The sequence below is a fragment of the Bacillota bacterium genome (assembly GCA_013178305.1).
Lineage (GTDB): Bacteria > Bacillota > Sulfobacillia > JABLXB01 > JABLXB01 > JABLXB01.
This window is the reverse complement of sequence record JABLXB010000001.1, coordinates 582,523-602,655: the sequence shown is the minus strand read 5'-3', so window position 1 is coordinate 602,655 and position 20,133 is coordinate 582,523. Positions and strand designations below refer to the sequence as shown.

Genomic DNA, 20,133 nt, shown 5'->3' with positions numbered 1-20,133 from the left:
CGGATGACGGTTTCGGAGGCTGAGGTCGTCATAGTTGGGGGCGGCGTGATCGGCTGCTCCATCGCGTATCACCTTTCCAGGCGCGGGAAGCGAGTCGTCGTTCTCGACAGGGGCGACGCCGGCTCGGGCTCGTCGGGGGCCTGCGACAAGGCCGCAATCCTGCAGTCGAAAAGCCCCGGGCTGCACCTGCAACTCGCGATGAAGAGCGTGGCCATGTTTGACGACCTGGCGCGTGAGCTGGAGACGGACATACAGTTCTCCCGCGCGGGCGGCATGGTGCTGATAGAGGACGAACGGCAGTTGGAGGTGATGAAAGGGCTGGTCGAACGGCAGCGCAAGGCAGGGCTCGAGGTTGGACTGATTCCGGCATCGGAGGTCAGGCGGCGCCTGCCCGTGGCCTCGAATCGACTCGTGGGCGCCACGTGGAGCGCCGTGGACGCCGAGGTCAACCCGCTCTGCCTCACGCGCGCGCTAATGGTGGGGGCAAAGCGGCTCGGAGCGCGCTTCCTGTCCGGCTGGGACGTCACCGGGCTGCTTTTCGACGGGCCCAGGGTATCCGGGGTGGCGACCAACAAGGGGAACGCCCGCGGGCAATGGGTGGTCAACGCGGCGGGCGCGTGGGCGCCCCAGATCGGCCGGATGGCGGGGGTCGAGGTGCCCATCAAGCCTAGGAGGGGCCAGCTCCTCGTAAGTGAGAAGATGCCAAGGTTGGTCCACGGCGACGTGTTGTGCGCGCGGTACCTCGTGGCTAAACTGGGGAAGGCCGTGTACGACGGCGCAGAGGGCTTGAACGCCTCTCGAGACGCCGGCCCCGACCTCGGGATCGGCCTTTCGCTCTGCCAGACGCGGAACGGCAACCTGCTCCTGGGCGGGTGCCGCGAATTCGCGGGCTACGACTCGCGCAACACCTACGATGCTCTGGTCGCAATCTCCCGTCACGCAATTAACTTGGTCCCCGGGCTGCGACAGGTCAATTTTATCAGGGCCTTCGCCGGGCTCCGGCCGTATACCCCCGACGGCATGCCAATACTCGGTCCCGTCGACGGCGTGCCCGGGTTCGTCGTGGCCGCGGGCCACGAGGGGGATGGGATCGCGCTATCGCCGGTCACGGGTTTGCTCATAGCGGAACTCCTGGACACCGGGAAGACATCAATGCCGCTTGGCCCGTTCTCGTTATCCCGATTTGACGCGGTATGCAGTGGCAGGCCCGCGTAGGACGGCTGCGAGGCGCCGGACCAGTCGCCCGCGGCGGCGGGCACACGTGAAAGGGGTGGTTCGGAATGGATATGGGGCGCGTAGTAACAGCGATGGTAACCCCCTTTAAGGATGACCTGACGCTGGACCTGGACGCCGCAAAGACCCTCGCGCGTCACCTGGTGGCGAGCGGGTCTGACAGCATCGTGATATTCGGCACGACCGGCGAGGCGCCGGCCCTGACGGAGGATGAGAAGATCGCCCTGCTCGAGGCCGTGGTTGAGGCGGTTGGGACCGGCCGGGTGATCGCCGGGACCGGCTCAAACTCCACCCAGGGTTCGATACGCCTCTCCAGGCGCGCCGTCAAGAGCGGCGCAGGAGCGATCATGCTGGTCTGCCCCTATTACAACAAGCCCGGGCAGGAGGGTATGTACAGGCATTTCCGGGCGATCGTGGATGAGGCCGGAGTCCCCGCGATCCTCTACAATATCCCCGGCCGTACTGGGGTCAATTTGCTGCCCGAGACGGTCGCCCGCCTGGCCCAGGTACCGGACATCGTTGCCATCAAGGAGGCCAGTGGGTCACTCGACCAGGTCAGCGCGATCAGGTCACTCACACCGCGGGAGTTCAGGATATACTCGGGCGACGACAGCCTCACCCTGCCGATCCTCGCTGTCGGTGGGCACGGCGTTGTTAGCGTGGCATCTCACGTAACGGGCCCGCGGATCAGGCGCATGATAGACGCATTCGTCTGCGGCGACGTGGTCGCTGCCAGGGACCAGCACCTCTCATTACTTCCCCTGTTCAAGGGGCTTTTTGTCGCCACCAACCCGATTCCCGTGAAGAAGGCGCTCAACGTACTTGGATTCCGCTGCGGCCCGTGCCGGCCGCCGCTTGAGGAACTGTCGCCCGAGCAGGAGCGTGGCTTGCAACAGGTTCTCGAACGGGTGGGCGTGGACGGTTTGAAGCCATAACGCGGGAGGTCCCCATGAACCAGAATGACAGCAGGAAGCTCGTCAGGGCGGACATGTCTTCGGGGCCGCGTATCACGGTGGAGGAATTCCCGCGCGGGTACAGAGATCTCGGTGGGCGCGGGCTCATCGCCGCGATGCTTCTCGACGAGATGGACCCACGCGTGGGCCCGATGTCCGGCAGGAATAAGCTAATCCTTGCTTCCGGGCTGCTGGGACAAAGTGGCGTTCCCTGCGCCGGGCGTCTATCGGTGGGGGGTAAGAGCCCGCTCACCGGGACGATCAAGGAGTCGAACGTCGGCGGTACAGCGGGTCAGGCTCTTTCCAGGCTGGGGATCGGCGCCGTCGTGATTGAAGGGATACCGCCGGTGCCGGGTCCCTACGTCCTGTTCCTGTCTCCGGACGGCGGTGAGATACGTGAGGCTGCCGGACTCTCCGGCCTCGGCACATACGATACGGCTGCAAAGCTGAGGTCGGAGTACGGTAAGGATGCTTCCATCGTATGCACCGGTCCGGCCGGGGAGCTGCTTCTTCCCACAGCCAGCGTGGCCGTGACAAACATGGAGGGCCTCCCCTCGAGGCATGCGGGCAGGGGCGGGCTCGGCGCGGTGATGGGCAGCAAGGGTGTAAAGGCGGTCGTCATAAGTGGGCGATCGGAGCCGCCCACTGTGGGCGACAGGTCGGGGTTCACGTCCGCAGTCAGGGAATTTGTTGCCGCGCTCAATTCCCATCCCACGACTTCGGTAACCCTGCGCAAGTGGGGCACGGCCTCGCTCGTCAACTTTGTGAACTCGCTGGGAGCAATGCCCACCAGGAACTTCTCGGCTGGCGCGTTCGAAAAGGCCACCGAGATCGACGGTATAAGACTGGCCACCAACACGGAAACCCGCGGTGGCAAGACGGGGCACGCCTGTTATCCCGGCTGTGTGATCAAGTGCTCCAACATCTACCCGGACGAGCGTGGCGAGTACATAACGTCCGGCCTCGAGTACGAGACGATCGTCATGCTGGGTTCCAACTGCGGCCTAGGGGACCTCGACGTGGTCGCGAAGCTTGACCGGATGTGCGACGACCTCGGCCTCGACACCATGGAGACCGGCGCGGCCATCGCCGTGGCAATGGAGGGCGGGCTGCTGGAATTCGGGGACGGCGCGGCGATGCTCGAGATGGTGCGGCTTGCGGGCCGGGGGCAGGGATGGGGCCGCGTGATCGGGCAGGGCACCGCCGTGACTGGAAAGATGCTGGGGGTCAAGCGGGTTCCCGTCGTCAAGGACCAGTCGCTGGCCGCATACGACCCGCGGGTTCTCAAGGGTGTGGGGGTCACGTATTCAACAAGTACAATGGGTGCCGATCACACCATGGGTAACGGACTGGGCGGCCCGGGCGACGCGACCTCATCCGAGGGCAAGATCGAGTACGCAAGGAAGTTCCAGAAGCTTGCCGCCCTGCTGGACACGCTCGGACTCTGCTGGTTCACGCGGGCCGTGCTCCTCGACGACCTGTCACTGCTCGCCAGGATTATCGCGTGCGGCCCGGGCATTGAGTGTGATCCATCGTACCTGGACGGCCTCGCCAGGTCAGTGCTGCGGGACGAGCACGAGTTTAACGACCTCGCAGGATTTACGGCCGAAGACGACAGGTTACCGGCGTTTTTCTATGAGGAACCCCTGCCGCCTACAGGCATGGTGTTCGATATCCCACCCTCGAGACTCGACCAGTTTACGTCGGAGATGTCCGCGCCTGCCGGGCGCAGGCGGAGAGGGGTCGTGGCGTGACCGTCCCGCCGCCCCGGGCTGGGCTGGAGGAGGTGATGAGGACCGGCTCAACAGTGTAGTGCAACCTGCTTCCTGGTTGGATTATGATTACTGAAAGGAGGAACTCATAGTGACCCTCGCTGGGATGACCTGGGCAATCACAATCGTTTTCTGCGGGATCTTCCTTTGGATTTCGTTCAAGGTCCAAGACAAGGCGAGCGAGTCGTTCTCGGCCTATGCCATCGCGGGTGGGACGCTGCCGCTCATACTGATACTGTTCACCGATATCGCGACGATCATGGGGGTCGGCAACTTCATAGGCCACGCGGCCCAGGGCTTCACCAAGGGCCTGTCACACCTCCCATTCGTCTTCGGCGAACAGGGCTCCAAGGTCATATTTGCGCTTGTCTTCGCGGGCATGGCCGGCAGGTTTACGTACCATACCCTCTCGGAAATGATGGAGGACCTGCTCCACCGCGACAAGATCTCCCGCGCCATCGTCGGGGTTCTCACCACATGCATCATGATCGCGTGGGTGGGCGGCCAGGGTAAAGGGCTCGGTGACATATTCGCGGTGTTCACCGGGACCGACCCCACCCTGATGATCGTCCTGTTCTCAGCGGTGTTCATCGTCTACACCATGCTGGGCGGTATCTACTCGGTTGTCTGGACCGACCTGCTGCAGGGGATCATCGTCGTCCTATTCGGCATGGTGTTCTATTTTTACGCATTCGCGCCGGTGAACTGGAGCCTGTCCACCCTGGGCCAGCGCCTGACCGCTGCCGGGCTGGGTAACCTGTGGAGTATGTCGATGCCGGCGGTAAAGCTCCTGGAGCTGTTCATTACAGGTTGTTTCGGTATACTCGCGGCTCAGATATACTGGCAGAGGTGCTTCGCGGCGAAGGATAGCGCTACGGCGAGGAACGGCATGCTCATTAGCGGTATCCTCGTGATTTTCGCGACGTCCCTCACGGCCATGGTGGGCCTGGTGGCCAGGTCCATCAACCCCGGACTTCAAGCGAATTCCGCCATGCCCTGGATGATGATGACGCAGGTCCCCCTCGGGGTGACGGCCGTGGTGTTCACTCTCATCCTGGCGGCTGCCATGTCCAGCGCGGACTCGAACCTGAACTCGGCGGCGGTCATCGTAGTCAATGACCTTATCAGGCCGTTCGTCAAGAAATCGGACAAGGAACTGGTGTCGCTGGCGAAATGGCTCACGGTGGTCCTCGGCGTGTTCGCGTGCTATGCTGCAGTCAAGGCCACTTCGATCATCGGCCTGTTCTCGAAAGCGTATACCCTCGCAGGCGGCAGCGTGGTGCCGGTACTGCTCGTGGGCCTGTTGTGGAAGAAGGACTACTCAAGGCCCTTCGAGATGGGCGAGCACAACAGCCGCCTGACGGCGTGGGGTTCCCGTCTGGGGCTGATAGTCGGTGCGGCGGTGTCGTGGTTCAGCGGGATCCTGTACGGCGTGGCGGCATCCGCCGTTGTGACGCTTATTGTATCGGCCGTCACGCAGCCGAAAGAAGTGGCGACCGGATCCGGGAAGGCGATGTAGTAGGGATGGCATCGGGCAGCGACCGGTCGCTGCTCGAATGCACCAACCTGCCTCCGTATGCCGTGGACGTAAAGGCGGTGACAGGGCTTCCCGTATTCGACATCGTGACACTCGCGAGGACTGTGTACGCCACGGCGAGTGTAGCGAGACAAGGCGCGGGCCAGGTAGTTTGAGGAGCCTGTCGAGTTGAGGCGAGATTGAGGCGTGGGCGCGTAAAGGTGCAGGCCTCAAGTATCGAGGGCCCCCAATCGTGGGGGCCCTCAGGATGTTGACAAAGGCTGCGGTTTACCATGTAAGGCGGAATCTGAAGGAAGCCGTTCTTATCCGGGGAAACCTGCCGGGGTTGCGCGTACTGCTAGAGCGCGCTCCGCGGGCTTCGAGTCAGCGTGCCGCATACAAAGAGGGACTGAGGCCTCCGTGGGGAATTCAGGATCGAGGAGGCATGGCCTGCCCACCCACGGCGGCCGTGAGCCTGACTATGAGAGTCCGCGACATAATGAACATACCCGGCCTCAAGGAACACCTCACGCTGGTGGCTGGCGCGTCGGCCCTCGATAGGGTCATTACCAACGTTACGGTGATGGAAGCGCCCGACTTGCCCGAGCACCTGTCCGGTAACGAACTGGTCCTGACTACGCTCTACTCGATGCGGGACGATGAGACGCTGCGCGTGCGGCTCATCATGCGCCTCGCGGAGAGGCAGGCGGCTGCGGTGATCGTGAAAGTCGGCAGGTTTGTCGAGAGTGTGCCCCCGGAGATGGTCAACCAGGCCGACCACCTCGGGTTACCCATACTGACCGTCCCGTCGCAGGTCGTGTTCAGGGAGATAATCTACAAGGTGGTAGGCGACCTCATCAGGGAGTCTTCGGTCGATTCCTCCGCGCTGCAGGCCGAGACCCGCGGGCCCGGACCGCAGCTCTCCCAGCGGCTGTGGCAGAAGCTCCTGGGCAACGATAGCCTTTCGAGCTTCTGTGAAGACCTTGCCGCCGAGCTCCGCGCCCCGTGCTGGGTGGTATCGGCCCGCGGGGATGTCCTGGCCTCGTCGACGGAGATGAGCCGGGCCGTGGAGAACGCGCTTAAGGGAACGCTGGCTTCCGCGATCCCGCAGATCAGCCCGTTTAGGGCGGGTTCCTGCCTGGTATGGCCGTGTCAGGTCCTGAGAGAGCGGATGGCCTGCCTTGTGGTAGAGTCGCCTGCGGGGATCGAGCCGGCTCTCGACTTGCTGGTCAAACAGACCGCGGCGGCGATAGCGTTCAACCTCCTCCAGAACCAGCGCATGGTCAGGGCCGCCGGGCCCGAGCTGACGGAGACGTTCGAGGGCATCCTGTTCGGGCACCTGAACGACGATGCTGTCCTGTACAAGCTGAAGACCTTCTCCTATGAACTCCAGGCTCACACGTACGTATCCGTCATAAACTTCGAGTTGCAGGACGAACCGCGGCACATGTGGGTTACACGGCTGCTTGGCGTACTACAGGAAACGCTGCCGAGGTCGTTGAGCTGCGTCAGGGGGAGCGAACTCATCACTCTGATTACCTCCAGGCGCCCGTCCGATCTCCTGTCCAGGACGTCCCGCAGGTCGCTGGAGATTACTCTGGAAGAGATCTCAGGACCAGCGCGGGTTCTGAGCATGGGTGTGGGTCTCCCGGTGACCTCGCCGTCGGCGCTGTCAAGTTCATACATTCTCGCAAAGCGCGCCGTAGAGCTTGGGGCGAGGCTTGCCCCCGGGAGGAGGATCCATTTCTTCGAGGACTACGCCCTCGAGGCGTATATCTTGAAGGGTAAGCTCTCAGCTGAGGGCAAGCTGCTCATGGAGAGATTCCTGAAGCCGCTGCGGGAGTATGATTCGAGCCACGACTCGAGCCTTATTCACACTCTGGAGCACGTGCTGGAGAGCGGGGGCATCGAGGAGTCGGCGGCTGCGATGCACGTTCACCCGAACACGATCAGATACCGCCTCAGGAAGGTGGAAGAACTCACCGGGCTCGACCCGCTTTCGCCGAAAGGCGGTTTCTACTTCAGGGCGGCGCTGATACTCGCCAGGGGCTAGGCCGGGAGGGCCCAGGGGCCTTATACGACCTGGAACTTCAGCCCGTAGCGGACGATGCCCTCTTCCGTGTAGACCTGCTTGAAAACGCCGTGTACCCGCGACCCAATCTGCACTTGCTTACCGGAGGTCACGACCTGGGCCATTATCCTGGGACCCTCGTCGAGCCTGATGAGCGCTACGACGTACGAGTCTCGCGTCCTGGCGAGGTGCGCGAACTCCGGGGGAGAACCCGCCGCGGAGATTTCGGCAAAAGAGTAGACCTCCCCCTCGGGCTTCAAGCGGACGGGGGAAACCGCACCGCTGGAGCGGCAGTGCGGGCAATAGGCCTTCGGCGGGAAAACAATAGCGTTGCAGGTCGAACACTTGAGCCCCATGAGGGCGTATCTCTGCGGCAAAGACCTCCTGTAGGCTGGAACGGACACGTGCGCCCCCATTATACCCCTCCTAATTGACCCTGCCCCTGAGCTTGAGATACTCGATGAAGTCAATGTATTCCGCGCCGGCCACCTGCTCGTCCAGGTTGCTCGGGGACGGCCTGGACAGCACGCGGAACGCGAGGGCGGCGGCGCCGCCGCCTTCTCCATACGCGATGGCCAGGATCCGGTCTCCCTCTCGGGAGTCCTCCAGGGCGGATATGAGTCCGAGCAGCACGCTACATGCCCCCGTGTCACCCAGCCGCCGCGCCAGGCTTGCAGCGGCGATACGGTCTTCCGGCAGGTCGAGCTTCTTTGCCACCTGCGCCGCAAGCCTCCCGTCGGGTTCGGTAACGCAGAGGTGCTTGAAATCGCCGGGCTCAGCATCGAGCTTTCCAAGTAGGCCCGAAGCGGCGGATGTCATGGCCCCGAGCATGAGTCGTTCCGTATATTCCCTTACCTCGATATCCTCGAGGTCCGCCTGTCCGGCAGGCCTGAACCGGTCTCCCGGAATATCGTCGATGAAGTGGGCGGAACCCTCCATCTCCGCGATCACGTTTCCCGCGCCGGTCACCAGGGCGCATCCCGCCGCGCCGGCAGCGTGCTCGAGAGGGCTGTACATGCTCGAACCCCTCCGGTCGCCCGCCGCCACCACGGCGTGGCCGCCCGTCTTTTCGGCCAGGGCGAGCGCGCACAGCAGTGCTTCGGTCCCGGATTTCGAGGACCCCGCGAATTGGAGGCCCATGGAGTTCCCTGGTACGCCGAGTGCTATAGCGACGGTGCCAGCCTGGTGCTTTTGTTCGTACGGCAGGGAGGAGGAAGCGAGCGCGATCGCGCGGACGGAAGCAGCGTCTATGCCGGCGTGCCTTACGGCCGCCTGAGCGGCGTTGGTTGCCATCGTGACAGAATCATCGTCAACGTCGGGGACGGTCTTCTCCAGTATCCTCACCCCACCGAAGGAGCCCCACGCCGCCTTGAAATCAGCAGCCCGTATACGCTTCCTCGGGATGAATGCCCCCCACCCGATAATCCCGGTCAAAAGCGTCACCGCCTTTCGAGGATGAAGACCGTCGCGGTTCCCCCCGAGCCGCCGACGTTGTGGGTGAGGCCCAGCCGGGCGTTCTTGACCTGCCTGCCCGCGCTTTCGGCCGTTCCCCTCAATTGGTGGAAGACTTCACAGACCTGCCCTACGCCGGTGGCCCCAAGGGGGTGCCCTTTGGATTTCAGGCCTCCACTAACGTTCATGGGGATACTCCCGCCGATCGAGGTGTCCCCCCGGTCCAGCAGATCCCCGGCCTGGCCCCTGGGCGCGAATCCCAGGTCCTCGTAGGCCATGATCTCCGCTATGGTGAAGCAATCGTGCACCTCGGCGAGGTCGATGTCATCGGGACCCACTCCGGCTGCCGCGTACGCCTGCCGCGCAGCGTCGCGCACCGCCTGGAGGCCGGTTATGTCCGGCCTGTCGTGGATGGCAAGCGCGTCCGCCCCCGCTCCCATCCCCTTGATGAAAACCGGGGAGACGGTGAATTCGCGAGCAATGTCCCCTCGAGCGAGGATGACGGCGGCGGCCCCATCAGAGGTGGGGCAGCAATCGTACACGTTCAGCGGGGCGGCTACCGGAGCTCCGGACATGGCCTCTTCCAGGGTGATCTCGCGCCGGATATGCGCTTTCGGGTTCATCGCGCCGTGCTTGTGGTTCTTCACCGCGACCATCGACAGGTACTTCCTGTCCACGCCGTGTTCGAACATGTAACGCCTGGCCATGATCGCGTATATGCCGGAGAACGTGACCCCGGCCAGCCTCTCGTATTCGGTGTCTCCGGAGACGCCCAGCCAGTACTTGTTCTTTGTCGCCGAAACATCCCTCATTTTCTCGACGCCGCCGGCGACGACAACATCGTACAGTCCGGACATTATGGCGAGGGCCCCCGTATACAGCGCGAAGCCGCCGGAGGCGCAGGCGTTCTCAACGCGAGTGACGGGGACAGCCGGGAGCCCCGCGTATTCGGCCACGAGCACGTCGGACTGGCCCAGCTGAAATCCCCCCGACCCCAGGGTCCCAATGTACGCGGCGCCGACCCGTCCAGGGTCAAAACCCTTGTCGACACTGCCTGCGGCCTCACGGACGGCCGCCGCGAACATCTCCTTTATCGTGAGGTCCGGGAAGTCCCCGTAAGGGGTTTGCCCTGCCCCGACAACGGCCACCTCAACCATTCGCCTCACCGCCCTGGACCCGCATTGTCTTCAGGTCGGCCGCTACGTCGAACGCAGCCCTGACCAGGGACCTCATCTCCTCCAGAGTGATCTCGGGCGCGATTTCCGTCAAGGTCAATCTCCCGTTCTTCTTCTCGAAGACGGCGAATTCGGTAACGACAACGTCCGCTTCACGCGTCGCCGTAACCGGCATCGTACACCTGTCCACGACCTTCGGCTCGCCATTCCTGGTAAAAAGCGTGGTGGCCACGATCACCCTCCTGGCTCCGGTGCAGAGGTCCATGGCCCCGCCGACGCCCAGCAGCCCTCCGGCTGGATTCTTCCAGTTGGCGATGGTTCCCTCCACGTCAACCTGTAACGTCCCGAGCACCGTCGTGGTGATGTGCCCCCCGCGTATCATCCCGAACGAGAGGGCGGAGTCGAAATACGAGGATCCGGGCAGCTCGGTGACGCCCTGCCTCCCCGCGTTAATCAGGTCGGGGTCCTCCTGGCCGGGGCCAGCCTTGGGTCCCACGCCGAGTATACCGTTCTCACTGTGAAAACACACGGCGCCGGGCGCGAGGAAGTCGGCCACCATCGTGGGGATCCCTACACCGAGGTTCACGTATTCTCCGGGCCGTACGAACTCTGCAACCCTGTGGGCGATCCTTACCTTTGCGACGTCTTCACTAAGATGCTTCATTGCCGGTCCCTCCGTGGACTACTACGTCCACAAACAGCTGCGGAGTGACTATGGCTTCCGGGTCGAGTTCCCCCGGCTGAACGATGTAGTCTGAGTGTGCTATAACGTAGTCGGCGGCCATAGCCATCAACGGGTTGAAGTTGCGGGCGGTCTTCCGGTATACGAGGTTGCCGAGCGTGTCGGCCTTATGACACTTCACCAGGGCAACGTCGGCCCTGAGGGGGAACTCCAACACGTGTTCCCGGCCACTTATCACGCGTGTCTCCTTGCCCTCGGCCAATTCCGTCCCGACCGCCGTAGGGGTGTAGAACCCCCCGAGGCCCACCCCCGCGGCGCGGATTCTCTCAACGAACGTGCCCTGCGGGACCAGCTCGACCTCGAGCAACCCCTCGAGATACTGCCTGGACACTTCGGGGTTCCAGGTGTAATAGGTGCCGATCACCTTCTTGACCAGACCGTAAGTCAGCAGCTTGCCTAACCCGACGCCGGGCGACCCCAGGTCGTTGGAGATTATCGTGAGGCTCCTGGCGCCGTGCACCGCCAGCGCGTCGATCAGCGGCCATGGACACCCGGCCAGCCCGAAGCCGCCGACCATGATGCTGCTGCCGTCGACGACCCTGGACAGCGCCTCCTGAATCGTTCGCACCTTCGACCTTTGTGTTGCGGTGGCAGGGAGGGCCAAAACGCACGCACTCCTTTCAGGTCCGCTTCTCAAGCCCTGGAACCCGGGCCTCGATTTCCCGCAGGGTTTCCTCGATGATGGCCAGCAGCTCGTCGATCTCGGAGTCCTTTATGACGAGTGGCGGGGCGACCATAACGGTGTCGCCGCGGACACCATCGGCGCACCCGGGGGCCGGGTATAGGATCAGTCCTTTTGAGAATGCCACCGACTTCACCATGTCGGTCACGCCGCTCTTGACTGGGAAAGGCTCCTTCGTGCGCCTATCGGAGACGAACTCGATTCCCGTCATCAGCCCCATCCCCCGGACGTCTCCTACCATGGAGCAGGACTCCTGCAGCCGTTTCAACCCCGCCATAAGGTAGCGCCCCCTCTCTAGCGAGGCGTTGACGAGGTCGTGGTTTTTCAGGTACTCGAGCACCGCCACACCCGCGGCCGCCGCGACAGGGTTGCCGCCGTAGGTGAAGCCGTGGGCGAACTTGCCCGAACCCTCTCTGAACGCCCTGTGGACTTCATCCGTAAGCACGACCGCGCCGAGCGGGGCGTACCCGCCGCTTGCCCCCTTCGCGCACACTATCATGTCGGGTACGACTTTCCAGTGGTCCACGCCGAAGTTGGCGCCGGTGCGGCCGAAACCGGTCATCACCTCGTCGGCGATCAGCAGGACATCGTACTTAGTGCAGGTGTCCCTCACCGCCTGCAGGTATCCGTCGGGCGCTGGGACCGCCCCGAGGGACGAACCGACAACGGGCTCGATGATTACGGCCGCCACGTTTTCGGGACCGGCGCTGACGATGGCCCTCTCGATATCGGCGGCGCACTCGAGCGCGCAGTTTTCCGGCCTCTTGTCGAACGGGCACCTGTAGCAGTACGCGGGGACGGCATGGGGGAAATCGACGAGCATTGGGGCGTAGCGACGCCTCCTGCCGATGTGCCCGCTCATGGACAGGGCCCCGATCGAGTTACCATGATAACTCTGCCAGCGCGCCACAACCTGGTATTTCGCGGGCTTTCCACGTTCGATGTAATACTCCCGCGCCATCTTCATCGCGGTCTCGGTGGCCTCGGAGCCGCCGGAGACGAAGTTAACCCAGTTCATACCCGGGGGCGCCATCTCCGCGATCAGTTCGGCCAGACTGATGAGCGGACCGCTCGTGAACTGGGACCTGTGCGCGAAGGCGACTCGCCGGAGCTGGCGATCAATCGCGTCGGCCACCTCCTTTACACCGTGGCCGATGTTTGCCACCAGTGCTCCCGAGCATCCGTCGAGGTACCGCTTGCCGGACGTATCCCACAGGTACACGCCCTCGCCGCGGTCTATGACCGGATACGTCGCTTTGAGACTTGCGTAAAACACGTGGTCCTTCACGGCATCACCCCCACGCTTACCGGGCAGGCATTGCAGTGGTTCTCCGGTACGGTTCCCCAGCACTCCCCGGGCGCCCTTTGGCGTCTTCTCCAAAAAAACGTTACGGCGTTTTGTGTGAACCGACATTTGTGGCTTCGCCTAAAATAACGGGCTTGGTTTTTGTAGGTTCGGCCAAAGGGAGGCATTCGCCCCGGCAAGAATCGCTGCTCCCAATACGGAGGAGGAGTACTATGCCGATCACCGCGCATGAGGCGCTATGCTCTGGATGCAGGACGTGCGAAATCCTATGCGCGCTGACCCACTTCAAGGAGATGAATCCGAAGAAGGCGGCGATACGCGTCGAGGGGGAGTTCCCCGTACCGGGGAGGTTCCGGATCCATCTGTGCGATCAGTGCGGGAAGTGCGCCGAGGCCTGCCTGGCGGGCGCCATTGGGTTCAAGGATTCCGCCTACGTCGTTGATGATGCCCTGTGCACGGGATGCCGGGCGTGCGTCAGCGCGTGCCCGTCCTCTGCGGTGTTCGTCCATCCGGACTTGAAGGCCCCCATTATATGCAACCAGTGCGGCGAGTGCGTTGAGTGGTGCCCGCGGGGCGTTCTTGCAGGCGCCGGCAGGCTAGAGGGGGGTGAGCAGGCGTGCCGTACGGATACGGCGGCAGAATACTGAGAGTAGACCTGTCAAATGGGACAACCACGGTCGAACCACTACCGCCCGGCATGGCCCGGCAATGGATCGGCGGGCGCGGGTTCGTGGCCAAGACTCTCTGGGACGAAGTCGAGAAGGGGACAGACCCGCTCGGCGAAGGTAACAAGGTCGTCATAGCCGCGGGACCGCTCTCGGGGTCGTTCCTGCCCAGCAGCGGCAAGGTCGAATTTGGGGCGAAGTCGCCCGCGACCGGCGGGTACGGCGACAGCAACATGGGCGGACACTTCTCCGCAGAGATGAAGACCGCGGGTTACGACCTTTTCATCATTTCGGGGAAATCACCCAAACCAGTGTGTCTGGTGGTTGACGACGACAGGGTGAGTATCATCGACGCGGGAAAGTACTGGGGGCTCGGCAGCTATGATGCGGAAGCGGCCCTGAAGCGTGACCTTGGAAAAGAGTATCAGATCGTGACGATCGGGCCGGCCGGCGAGAACCTCGTCAAAATTGCCTGCGTAACGCACGATTTCGGACGGCAGGCCGGCCGCACCGGAATAGGCGCCGTAATGGGCTCCAAGAAGCTGAAGGCGGTTGCCGTCAGGGGTAGCCGCGGCTACAAGGTCGCCGACCCCGAAGGCGTGCTCAGGAAGGGTAAGGAGATGTTCCGGGCGGCGTTCGAGAGGCCCGGGTTCAAGACGTGGACGCCGTACGGCACGGCGGACATTACCGACTGGTGCAACGAAAACGGCGCCTTCCCGACCAGGAACTTCGCGGCCGGTTACTTCGCCCCGTACAAGAACATAAACGGCAAGGCCCTCCGAGAGATAGTCGTGGTGGACAAGGGGTGCTTCAGCTGCCCGATACCGTGCGGCAAGTACACGAAGGTGAGCGCCGGCGGCATGGAGACATACCAGGAAGGGCCGGAGTACGAGACGATCGCTCTCGTCGGAGGGGCCTGCTGCATTTCCGACATCTCCCAGGTTGCGTATCTCAACCACGTGATGGACGACCTCGGCCTGGACACGATCTCCGGCGGTAACGTCATCGGCTTTGCGTTGGAATGCTTTGAGAAGGGGCTCATCTCCAGGGGCGACGTCGATGGTCGCGAACTGCGGTTCGGCGATATGGCCTCGGTGGAATACCTCGCAAACAAGATCGCCAGGCGCGAAGGTGTAGGGGCTGTCCTGGCCGAGGGCGCACGGTCCGCCGCTCGCGCGCTGGGCGGTGGTAGTGAGAAGTACGCCATACAAGTAAAGGGGCTGGAGGTTTCCGGATACGAGCCCCGTTACGCGGCCGGAACGCTACTCGCATACATGACGTGTGATGTGGGGGCCCACCACAACAGGGCGTGGGCGATAACCTACGACATAGCTGTGGGCAGGGACGTAATTGGAGGGAAGGCGGCCAAGGTGATCGAACTGCAACACGTCAGGCCGCTGCTCGATATGCTCACGGTGTGCCGGTTCCCCTGGATCGAGATCGGATTTGACCTCAAGTACTACGGCGAGATCTTCCCACTGGTTACGGGGATGGACATGACGTGGCAAGACCTGTTGCGGGTTTCGGAGAAGGTGTGGAACCTGACGAGGTCGTTCTGGGCCAGGGAGGTCCCGGGTTTCGGCAGGGCCTGCGACTACCCGCCCGCACGGTTTTATGAGGAGCCCGTTTCCGGCGGGCCCACAAAGGGGAAGCATCTCACCAGGGACACGGTGGAGCGACTCCTGGACGAATACTACTCGCTTCGTGGATGGGATTCGAACGGCATACCTGCGGGTTCCAAGCTGAGAGAGCTTGGCCTCGAGAATGTGGCTGAGTCGCTGGGCAGGTAGGGTGGCGTGTTGACGGCAGTGTGTAGGCTTCTTTCAATTCATCGCGAGGAGGGACGCGCAAGATGGACTTCTTCCCTATGCGGAAGGGGGACGCCTGGTTGCTGATCACGTTCGTGGTCCTGGCGGTCGTGTTCTTTCTCCCATGGAGCCGGACGACGACCGTGAATGGTATGGTCGTGTTCGGCTGGGGGATGGGAGCGCTGATGTTCATAGGCCCGTTGCTGGGACTATACAACCTCAGCCAGGAAGGCAAGCCGGGCCCTGGGACTAACACGACCGCGTCGGCGGGAGGGAAGCGCTCATGAAGACGCTGGAACTCACGATTACCGGGCTGTACATCGTCGGTTGCATCCTGATCGGCGGCTGGGCCCAGAAGAGGGCGAGACAATCCAAGGACGACTACTGGATAGCCGGAAGGCAGATCGGCACTTTTGTCAATTCGTGGGCACTCATGGCGGCCCTGGCAAGCGGTGGCTCGGTTCTCGGCGTCACGGCGCTGGGTTACTCCCTGGGTATCCCGTACGCCTTCGCCATGTATGCCGGCGCCGTCCTTGGATTCCCCATGGCCGGCGTGCTCGTGGCGAAACAGCTCAGGAATCTGGGTAAGGTCACGATAACGGACTTCTTGACGTCCCGCTACAAGTCGAGGTTCATCCAGATAGCAGTCCCAATTATCATCGTTCTCTCGATGGGCACCTACATCATCGCCCAGATGAAGGCTGCGGGAGTCACGGCTCAGTTTCTTCTCGGGATTCCGTACAATCAGGCGATTGTGCTGACGGCCATCGTCTTTATAGTCTACGTTTCGATCGGCGGAATGTGGGCCGTCACCGTCACGGACGTGGTCCAGGGGATCCTGGTCGTGTTCATGATGCTGGTGCTGGCCATCACGATGTTCACCAGGTTCGGCGGGGTCACTCCATTGCTTATGGAGGCTGCCAGGGTCAGACCCCAGGTCGGAACACTCGCTGCGCTGCCGCTCAGTTCCTACATTGGGGCGTTTGTGGTGTGGGCGTGCGCGGCTCCGGTGATACCGCACATCGTCATGCGCATTTACACATCGAAGGACGTGAAGTCTGCCAGGTACTCGCTCAACTACGCCATGCTGATCTACGCCGTCATGGTCGTATTCGGCGTGCTGGGCATTTCCACTGCGGGGCACGTGGTATTCCCCGGGCTCAAGGATGCGGACACCCTGTTTCTAAAGATGACCGGGGAGTTCCTGCCACCCATATTCGCGGGACTGGCGGTGGCCGCGGTCATGGCGGCGGTTATGTCTACGACGGACGCTCTTCTCCTGTCGTGCGCCAGCGCAGTCGCACATGACATCTATGAGAAAATTATCAACCCCCGGGCGTCCGACCGCACGGTGATCAACATCGGTATGATCACCACCTGGGTCATCGGCCTAGCGGCGATGTTCTTCGCCTTTAACCCGCCGAAGCTGCTGACAATGCTATACACTGCCGCCGTAGGCCTGATAGTGTCGAGCCTCTTCGCGCCGGTGGTGCTGGGTATCTGGTGGAAGAGAGCCAACGACGCGGGCGCCATAGCGGGGCTCCTCGCGGGGTCGGTATCCTATCTATATACGCTGTGGTTCATGAAGCTCCCGAGCCTGTCGCATATACTGATATCCCTGCCCTTGTCCTTCGTGGTGATGATCGTCGTCAGCCTGGCGACCGCCAGGCCCTCGGATGACGTCATCAGGATGGTGGAAGAACTTCACAGCTGATTCTGGACCGGATGTTGCGGGAAATACTGTTCAAGAACGGCGAACGGCCGCACCTCCAGCGAGGTGCGGCCGGCGTCATGTTGGCGTTATCCCCTGAGAATAGGCCGCGTCAAACACGTCGGCCCCCCGCAGGGTATCATCGAGATCTGCTCACCCGTGTACTCGTGCACATGGCAACCGTGGTCCTCCAGCCGGCTCTTCGTCACAGGGTTGCCGGAGTGAATCACCACGTTCCTCGGCGAGATCGCCAGCACGTTCGGCCCCATGGATTCGAACTCCTCATCGGGGACCTCGACCCACCTGATCCCGCGCTCGTCCAGCAGTTCGAGTAAAACGATCGGCGCAAGCCTGGGATACACGACGGCCAGATCGCGGTCGACAGGGGAGATCACCGACATCAAGTGCAGGACGTGGCTCGGTCCGATGTGATGGGGCAGCGGGACCTGGATAACGCGTCGCGCCACGACGCCTTCCATGGCCGAACGCAATTGCCGGTAGCCCTCGTGATTCGTTCGGTAGGAGTGCCCCACGAGGAACGTGTCGGGGTCCAGCCAGAGCGTGTCACCGCCGTCCACGGTGCCGTCGCCGTTCACGGCGAAGAACACCGGGATGCCCAGCGCCTCGAAGGCCTTCGAGGCGTACTCTTCTTCGCCACGCCTCAGAGGATTGCCCGACCTGCACAGTATCGCGCCTTTCGGGGTCATTATCGAGGCGTCGTGGGTGAACAGGGGTTCCCTCTTTTTGGGGTGGACCTGCTCCTGATCGATCACCTCGACGCCCTCACGCTTGAGGATCGCGGTGAAGGCGTCGTGTTCCACCTGAGCCTGAGCCAGGTCCGGCTCCCCGGAGTAACCCCATAGCCGGTACTGCTCCATGTTGGTGAATTCGGAGCCCGGGCGCCTGACCAACACCCGCCGGAGCGGTGAGTATTCGTCACATACTCCGTATCCGGTTCCAGCCACAATTTTCTCGTGGGTCATGTCGGCGTTCCTGTCACTTTGTAGTAGCAGATGTATGCCACGTCGGTGTCTACCTCGAGGTCGAACGAGCTGTCAGCGTGATATTCGATGGGGGCGGGAATGACTCCTGTGAAGCAGAACAGAAATGCCAGGGTCCCAATGTGTGGCTCCGGCCCTGAATTTGTGCGCAAACCCTGAATTCGTATATAAATATACGAAAATAGGAACTTTGTGCCACTCCCGGCGTCACCACTCATTGAGTGACGCCGGTTGTTGTTTGCGCGCCTGGCGACCGGCCGGTAGTGAGCAGTGAAAGGATGAGTCAGAGTTGAAGGCGAACCTGAAGAGAATCGCAATGGTCGCGTGCTCAGCGCTGGTCGTGCTGGCGGTCGCGGGAGTCACCCTCGCCGCCGGTCAAGTTACGCTGGTTGTCGACGGGCGGGCTATCCAGCCTGACGTACTGCCCCAAATCGTGAATGGACGGGTACTCGTCCCCGTACGCTGGGTCGCCGAGGCGCTTGGCGCTACGGTGGACTGGGACGGGGCGACCAGGACGGTCAAAGTCACCTCGGCCGGTGTGAGCGGCGAGCAGGGACGGCTCTTCGAGGCGGCGCTCGCGCCCCGGACCGCAGCCGAGGCGGCGATGAAGTGGGCCGAAGGTGTCAGGACGGGGAACACGGTGCTGCAGCGTGCGGTATCGGCGCTCGCACTCAAGAGCGCGGCGCCCTGGCGTCCTGCCGGTAACCTGCGGGTGGCCACCTACCAGGTTGAGTCAATCCCCGACCCCGCCGCAGGCCCCGAGCCGGCTGTCGAGGCGTTCACGATCAGGTTTACCCTGTGGTCAAATGACGACGGTAAAGGGGGCAGTGCTGCCAGCGTCGAGGTCCGGCGGTTCGACGACCTGCCCGGTAAACCGTGGCTCGTGACCTCCGCGGGCGATGCTGGAGATACGCTGGGAGCTGGAACGGTGCTTTCCGGGACACCGGCCCCCGGCGCCATCCCCTTCCTGGCCGTGGAGAGATCGGAACTGGGCGACGAGCTTGGACTATACCCCATACGGCGTGCGGAGTGGGACCTTGAGCGTGCGCGGTTGGTGTTCGGGGGCGTCCCGGTGTTTCATGTAAAGGATGCGGACCGCCGTGGTTGGGTCAGGGTGGCGTGGGATGGCGGAGGCCGGATCGTCCTCACCTCTCAGCCGGGACTCGAGATAAGCGTTGCCAGCCGTTTACCTGGTTCCCGGGTCGAAGAGGTCGCGACGAGCTGGGGACTTGACCTGGTGGCGGCCGATAGCTCCAGGGAAGAGACCGTGAAGATAACCAGGTCCGTGCTGGAGGGCGACACGGAACTGGAGATCCGGAAGGGAACTGAGGTCAGGCGCCTGGCACTCATGCCCGACCTGGGCGCCGGAGTCTCGCTACTCCGTCCCATCGCGGCGCACTGGGCCGGCGATCAGCTCAAAATGTACTTCGAGACGGCGAAGTCCTCCGACCGCGGGCCGGTCTCGGGCCTGGTCGAGGCCACGTACTCCGGGAACACGGTCAGGTGGCGCGTCATAGCCCAGGACCTCGAGATCACGGAGGCTGGCGCGGGCACCCGCATGGTCAAGGTGGGGGGCGCCATCTTCATCGGCTGCCAGGACAGAAAGGTCTTCAGGGTCGACATAGCTACCGGCGAAGTCGAGCCATGCAGCGCCATCGACGACGCCTTGCAGTACTTCCAGGAGCGCTATGCGAACAGGACCGAGGCGGCCACACCCCCATCCATGTACGCTTACGGCGACACGCTCATCATCTCGTGGGAGCCACCCGCGCTGCGCGAAGAGCAGGTGGGGGCCGAACTGTGGGACCGGATGATCCCCGTAAGGTGTATCCTGGCTGTGAAGAACGGGGATGTCGTAGGCAGGATGTTCACGGCCGGCGGCAACACGATGGTACTGAAGGGAGACTCCGTCACACAGGTGATTCGCGTGGAAGACCCGAACATCCCGCAGTGGATATTCCCGCGCTAGGCCGGTAGGCGGAGGCGAGTAAACTCCGGGTCCATGCATTGTGAGCCCTCTCAACCGGCGCGAGTCTTTGCAGCCGG

Annotated in this window: 17 protein-coding genes and 1 pseudogene; 11 read left to right on the top strand and 7 right to left on the bottom strand. The window is 62.9% G+C overall.

Features of this window, described 5'->3' with window-relative positions; translation table 11 throughout:
* Window positions 1–3 precede the first annotated feature (3 nt).
* The 6 genes and pseudogenes from HPY55_02845 (at window position 4) to HPY55_02820 (ending at window position 7,527) form a co-directional block, all read left to right on the top strand.
* Window positions 4–1,215: an FAD-binding oxidoreductase gene (locus tag HPY55_02845; protein NPV69569.1), complete on the top strand. Its 1,212-nt coding sequence runs from the start codon at window positions 4–6 to the stop codon at window positions 1,213–1,215.
* Between the two features lie 65 nt (window positions 1,216–1,280).
* Complete coding sequence (dapA, locus tag HPY55_02840) at window positions 1,281–2,168, top strand: 4-hydroxy-tetrahydrodipicolinate synthase (protein NPV69568.1); 888 nt, start codon at window positions 1,281–1,283, stop codon at window positions 2,166–2,168.
* Window positions 2,169–2,182: 14 nt separating this feature from the next.
* Entirely contained in the window at window positions 2,183–3,940 is a 1,758-nt protein-coding gene (locus HPY55_02835) for an aldehyde ferredoxin oxidoreductase (protein ID NPV69567.1), read from the top strand.
* Between the two features lie 109 nt (window positions 3,941–4,049).
* Window positions 4,050–5,477, top strand: a complete 1,428-nt coding sequence (locus HPY55_02830) for a sodium:solute symporter family protein (protein ID NPV69566.1) — start codon at window positions 4,050–4,052, stop codon at window positions 5,475–5,477.
* A 29-nt stretch (window positions 5,478–5,506) separates the two neighbouring features.
* A pseudogene (locus HPY55_02825) lies at window positions 5,507–5,650 on the top strand (aspartate/glutamate racemase family protein).
* Between the two features lie 92 nt (window positions 5,651–5,742).
* Window positions 5,743–7,527, top strand: coding sequence for a hypothetical protein (locus HPY55_02820; protein NPV69565.1), 1,785 nt, complete (start codon window positions 5,743–5,745; stop codon window positions 7,525–7,527).
* Window positions 7,528–7,547: 20 nt separating this feature from the next.
* On the opposite strand, the gene HPY55_02815 is transcribed toward HPY55_02820, so the two are convergent.
* From HPY55_02815 to HPY55_02790, 6 genes are read right to left on the bottom strand one after another with little or no spacing between them, the layout of a single operon-like run.
* Window positions 7,548–7,961, bottom strand: a complete 414-nt coding sequence (locus HPY55_02815) for a Zn-ribbon domain-containing OB-fold protein (GenBank protein NPV69564.1) — start codon at window positions 7,959–7,961, stop codon at window positions 7,548–7,550.
* 10 nt (window positions 7,962–7,971) lie between these two features.
* Entirely contained in the window at window positions 7,972–8,979 is a 1,008-nt protein-coding gene (locus HPY55_02810) for a hypothetical protein (protein ID NPV69563.1), read from the bottom strand.
* Between the two features lie 5 nt (window positions 8,980–8,984).
* On the bottom strand, window positions 8,985–10,154 hold the full coding sequence (locus HPY55_02805) for a thiolase domain-containing protein (GenBank protein ID NPV69562.1): 1,170 nt from the start codon (window positions 10,152–10,154) through the stop codon (window positions 8,985–8,987).
* On the bottom strand, window positions 10,147–10,836 hold the full coding sequence (locus HPY55_02800) for a 3-oxoacid CoA-transferase subunit B (GenBank protein ID NPV69561.1): 690 nt from the start codon (window positions 10,834–10,836) through the stop codon (window positions 10,147–10,149). Before HPY55_02800 ends, HPY55_02805 begins: the two co-directional genes overlap by 8 nt.
* Window positions 10,823–11,518, bottom strand: coding sequence for a CoA transferase subunit A (locus HPY55_02795; GenBank protein ID NPV69560.1), 696 nt, complete (start codon window positions 11,516–11,518; stop codon window positions 10,823–10,825). The genes HPY55_02800 and HPY55_02795 overlap by 14 nt, the downstream gene beginning before the upstream one ends.
* A gap of 16 nt (window positions 11,519–11,534) precedes the next feature.
* Window positions 11,535–13,010 carry an aspartate aminotransferase family protein gene (locus HPY55_02790; GenBank protein ID NPV69559.1) on the bottom strand — a complete coding sequence of 492 codons (1,476 nt, stop codon included), beginning with the start codon at window positions 13,008–13,010 and terminating at the stop codon, window positions 11,535–11,537.
* A gap of 104 nt (window positions 13,011–13,114) precedes the next feature.
* Between HPY55_02790 and HPY55_02785 the strand changes: the two genes are divergently transcribed.
* The 4 genes from HPY55_02785 (at window position 13,115) to HPY55_02770 (ending at window position 17,089) form a co-directional block, all read left to right on the top strand.
* On the top strand, window positions 13,115–13,549 hold the full coding sequence (locus HPY55_02785; protein NPV69558.1) for a 4Fe-4S dicluster domain-containing protein: 435 nt from the start codon (window positions 13,115–13,117) through the stop codon (window positions 13,547–13,549).
* The gene (locus HPY55_02780) at window positions 13,519–15,357 is read left to right on the top strand and encodes an aldehyde ferredoxin oxidoreductase family protein (GenBank protein NPV69557.1); all 1,839 of its coding nucleotides are present in this window, start codon (window positions 13,519–13,521) and stop codon (window positions 15,355–15,357) included. The genes HPY55_02785 and HPY55_02780 overlap by 31 nt, the downstream gene beginning before the upstream one ends.
* Before the next feature lie 62 nt (window positions 15,358–15,419).
* Window positions 15,420–15,662, top strand: a complete 243-nt coding sequence (locus tag HPY55_02775) for a hypothetical protein (protein ID NPV69556.1) — start codon at window positions 15,420–15,422, stop codon at window positions 15,660–15,662.
* A complete protein-coding gene (locus HPY55_02770; protein ID NPV69555.1) occupies window positions 15,659–17,089 on the top strand; it encodes a sodium:solute symporter family protein in 1,431 nt (476 codons plus the stop codon). Before HPY55_02775 ends, HPY55_02770 begins: the two co-directional genes overlap by 4 nt.
* A gap of 86 nt (window positions 17,090–17,175) precedes the next feature.
* Here HPY55_02770 and HPY55_02765 read toward each other — a convergent pair whose 3' ends face one another.
* Window positions 17,176–18,069 carry an amidinotransferase gene (locus tag HPY55_02765; GenBank protein ID NPV69554.1) on the bottom strand — a complete coding sequence of 298 codons (894 nt, stop codon included), beginning with the start codon at window positions 18,067–18,069 and terminating at the stop codon, window positions 17,176–17,178.
* Window positions 18,070–18,403: 334 nt separating this feature from the next.
* Between HPY55_02765 and HPY55_02760 the strand changes: the two genes are divergently transcribed.
* Window positions 18,404–20,056, top strand: coding sequence for a copper amine oxidase N-terminal domain-containing protein (locus tag HPY55_02760; protein NPV69553.1), 1,653 nt, complete (start codon window positions 18,404–18,406; stop codon window positions 20,054–20,056).
* Window positions 20,057–20,133: the final 77 nt, after the last annotated feature.

Bases quoted from the DNA above. Each gene is read 5' to 3' on its own strand.
- HPY55_02785 (NPV69558.1), top strand. From the start codon at position 13,115: ATGCCGATCACCGCGCATGAGGCGCTATGCTCTGGATGCAGGACGTGC.
- HPY55_02835 (NPV69567.1), top strand. From the start codon at position 2,183: ATGAACCAGAATGACAGCAGGAAGCTCGTCAGGGCGGACATGTCTTCG.
- HPY55_02815 (NPV69564.1), bottom strand. From the start codon at position 7,961: ATGGGGGCGCACGTGTCCGTTCCAGCCTACAGGAGGTCTTTGCCGCAG.
- HPY55_02760 (NPV69553.1), top strand. From the start codon at position 18,404: ATGGTCGCGTGCTCAGCGCTGGTCGTGCTGGCGGTCGCGGGAGTCACC.
- HPY55_02845 (NPV69569.1), top strand. From the start codon at position 4: ATGACGGTTTCGGAGGCTGAGGTCGTCATAGTTGGGGGCGGCGTGATC.
- HPY55_02800 (NPV69561.1), bottom strand. From the start codon at position 10,836: ATGAAGCATCTTAGTGAAGACGTCGCAAAGGTAAGGATCGCCCACAGG.
- HPY55_02805 (NPV69562.1), bottom strand. From the start codon at position 10,154: ATGGTTGAGGTGGCCGTTGTCGGGGCAGGGCAAACCCCTTACGGGGAC.
- HPY55_02820 (NPV69565.1), top strand. From the start codon at position 5,743: ATGTTGACAAAGGCTGCGGTTTACCATGTAAGGCGGAATCTGAAGGAA.
- HPY55_02770 (NPV69555.1), top strand. From the start codon at position 15,659: ATGAAGACGCTGGAACTCACGATTACCGGGCTGTACATCGTCGGTTGC.
- HPY55_02765 (NPV69554.1), bottom strand. From the start codon at position 18,069: ATGACCCACGAGAAAATTGTGGCTGGAACCGGATACGGAGTATGTGAC.
- HPY55_02775 (NPV69556.1), top strand. From the start codon at position 15,420: ATGGACTTCTTCCCTATGCGGAAGGGGGACGCCTGGTTGCTGATCACG.
- dapA (NPV69568.1), top strand. From the start codon at position 1,281: ATGGATATGGGGCGCGTAGTAACAGCGATGGTAACCCCCTTTAAGGAT.
- HPY55_02790 (NPV69559.1), bottom strand. From the start codon at position 13,010: ATGTCGGTTCACACAAAACGCCGTAACGTTTTTTTGGAGAAGACGCCA.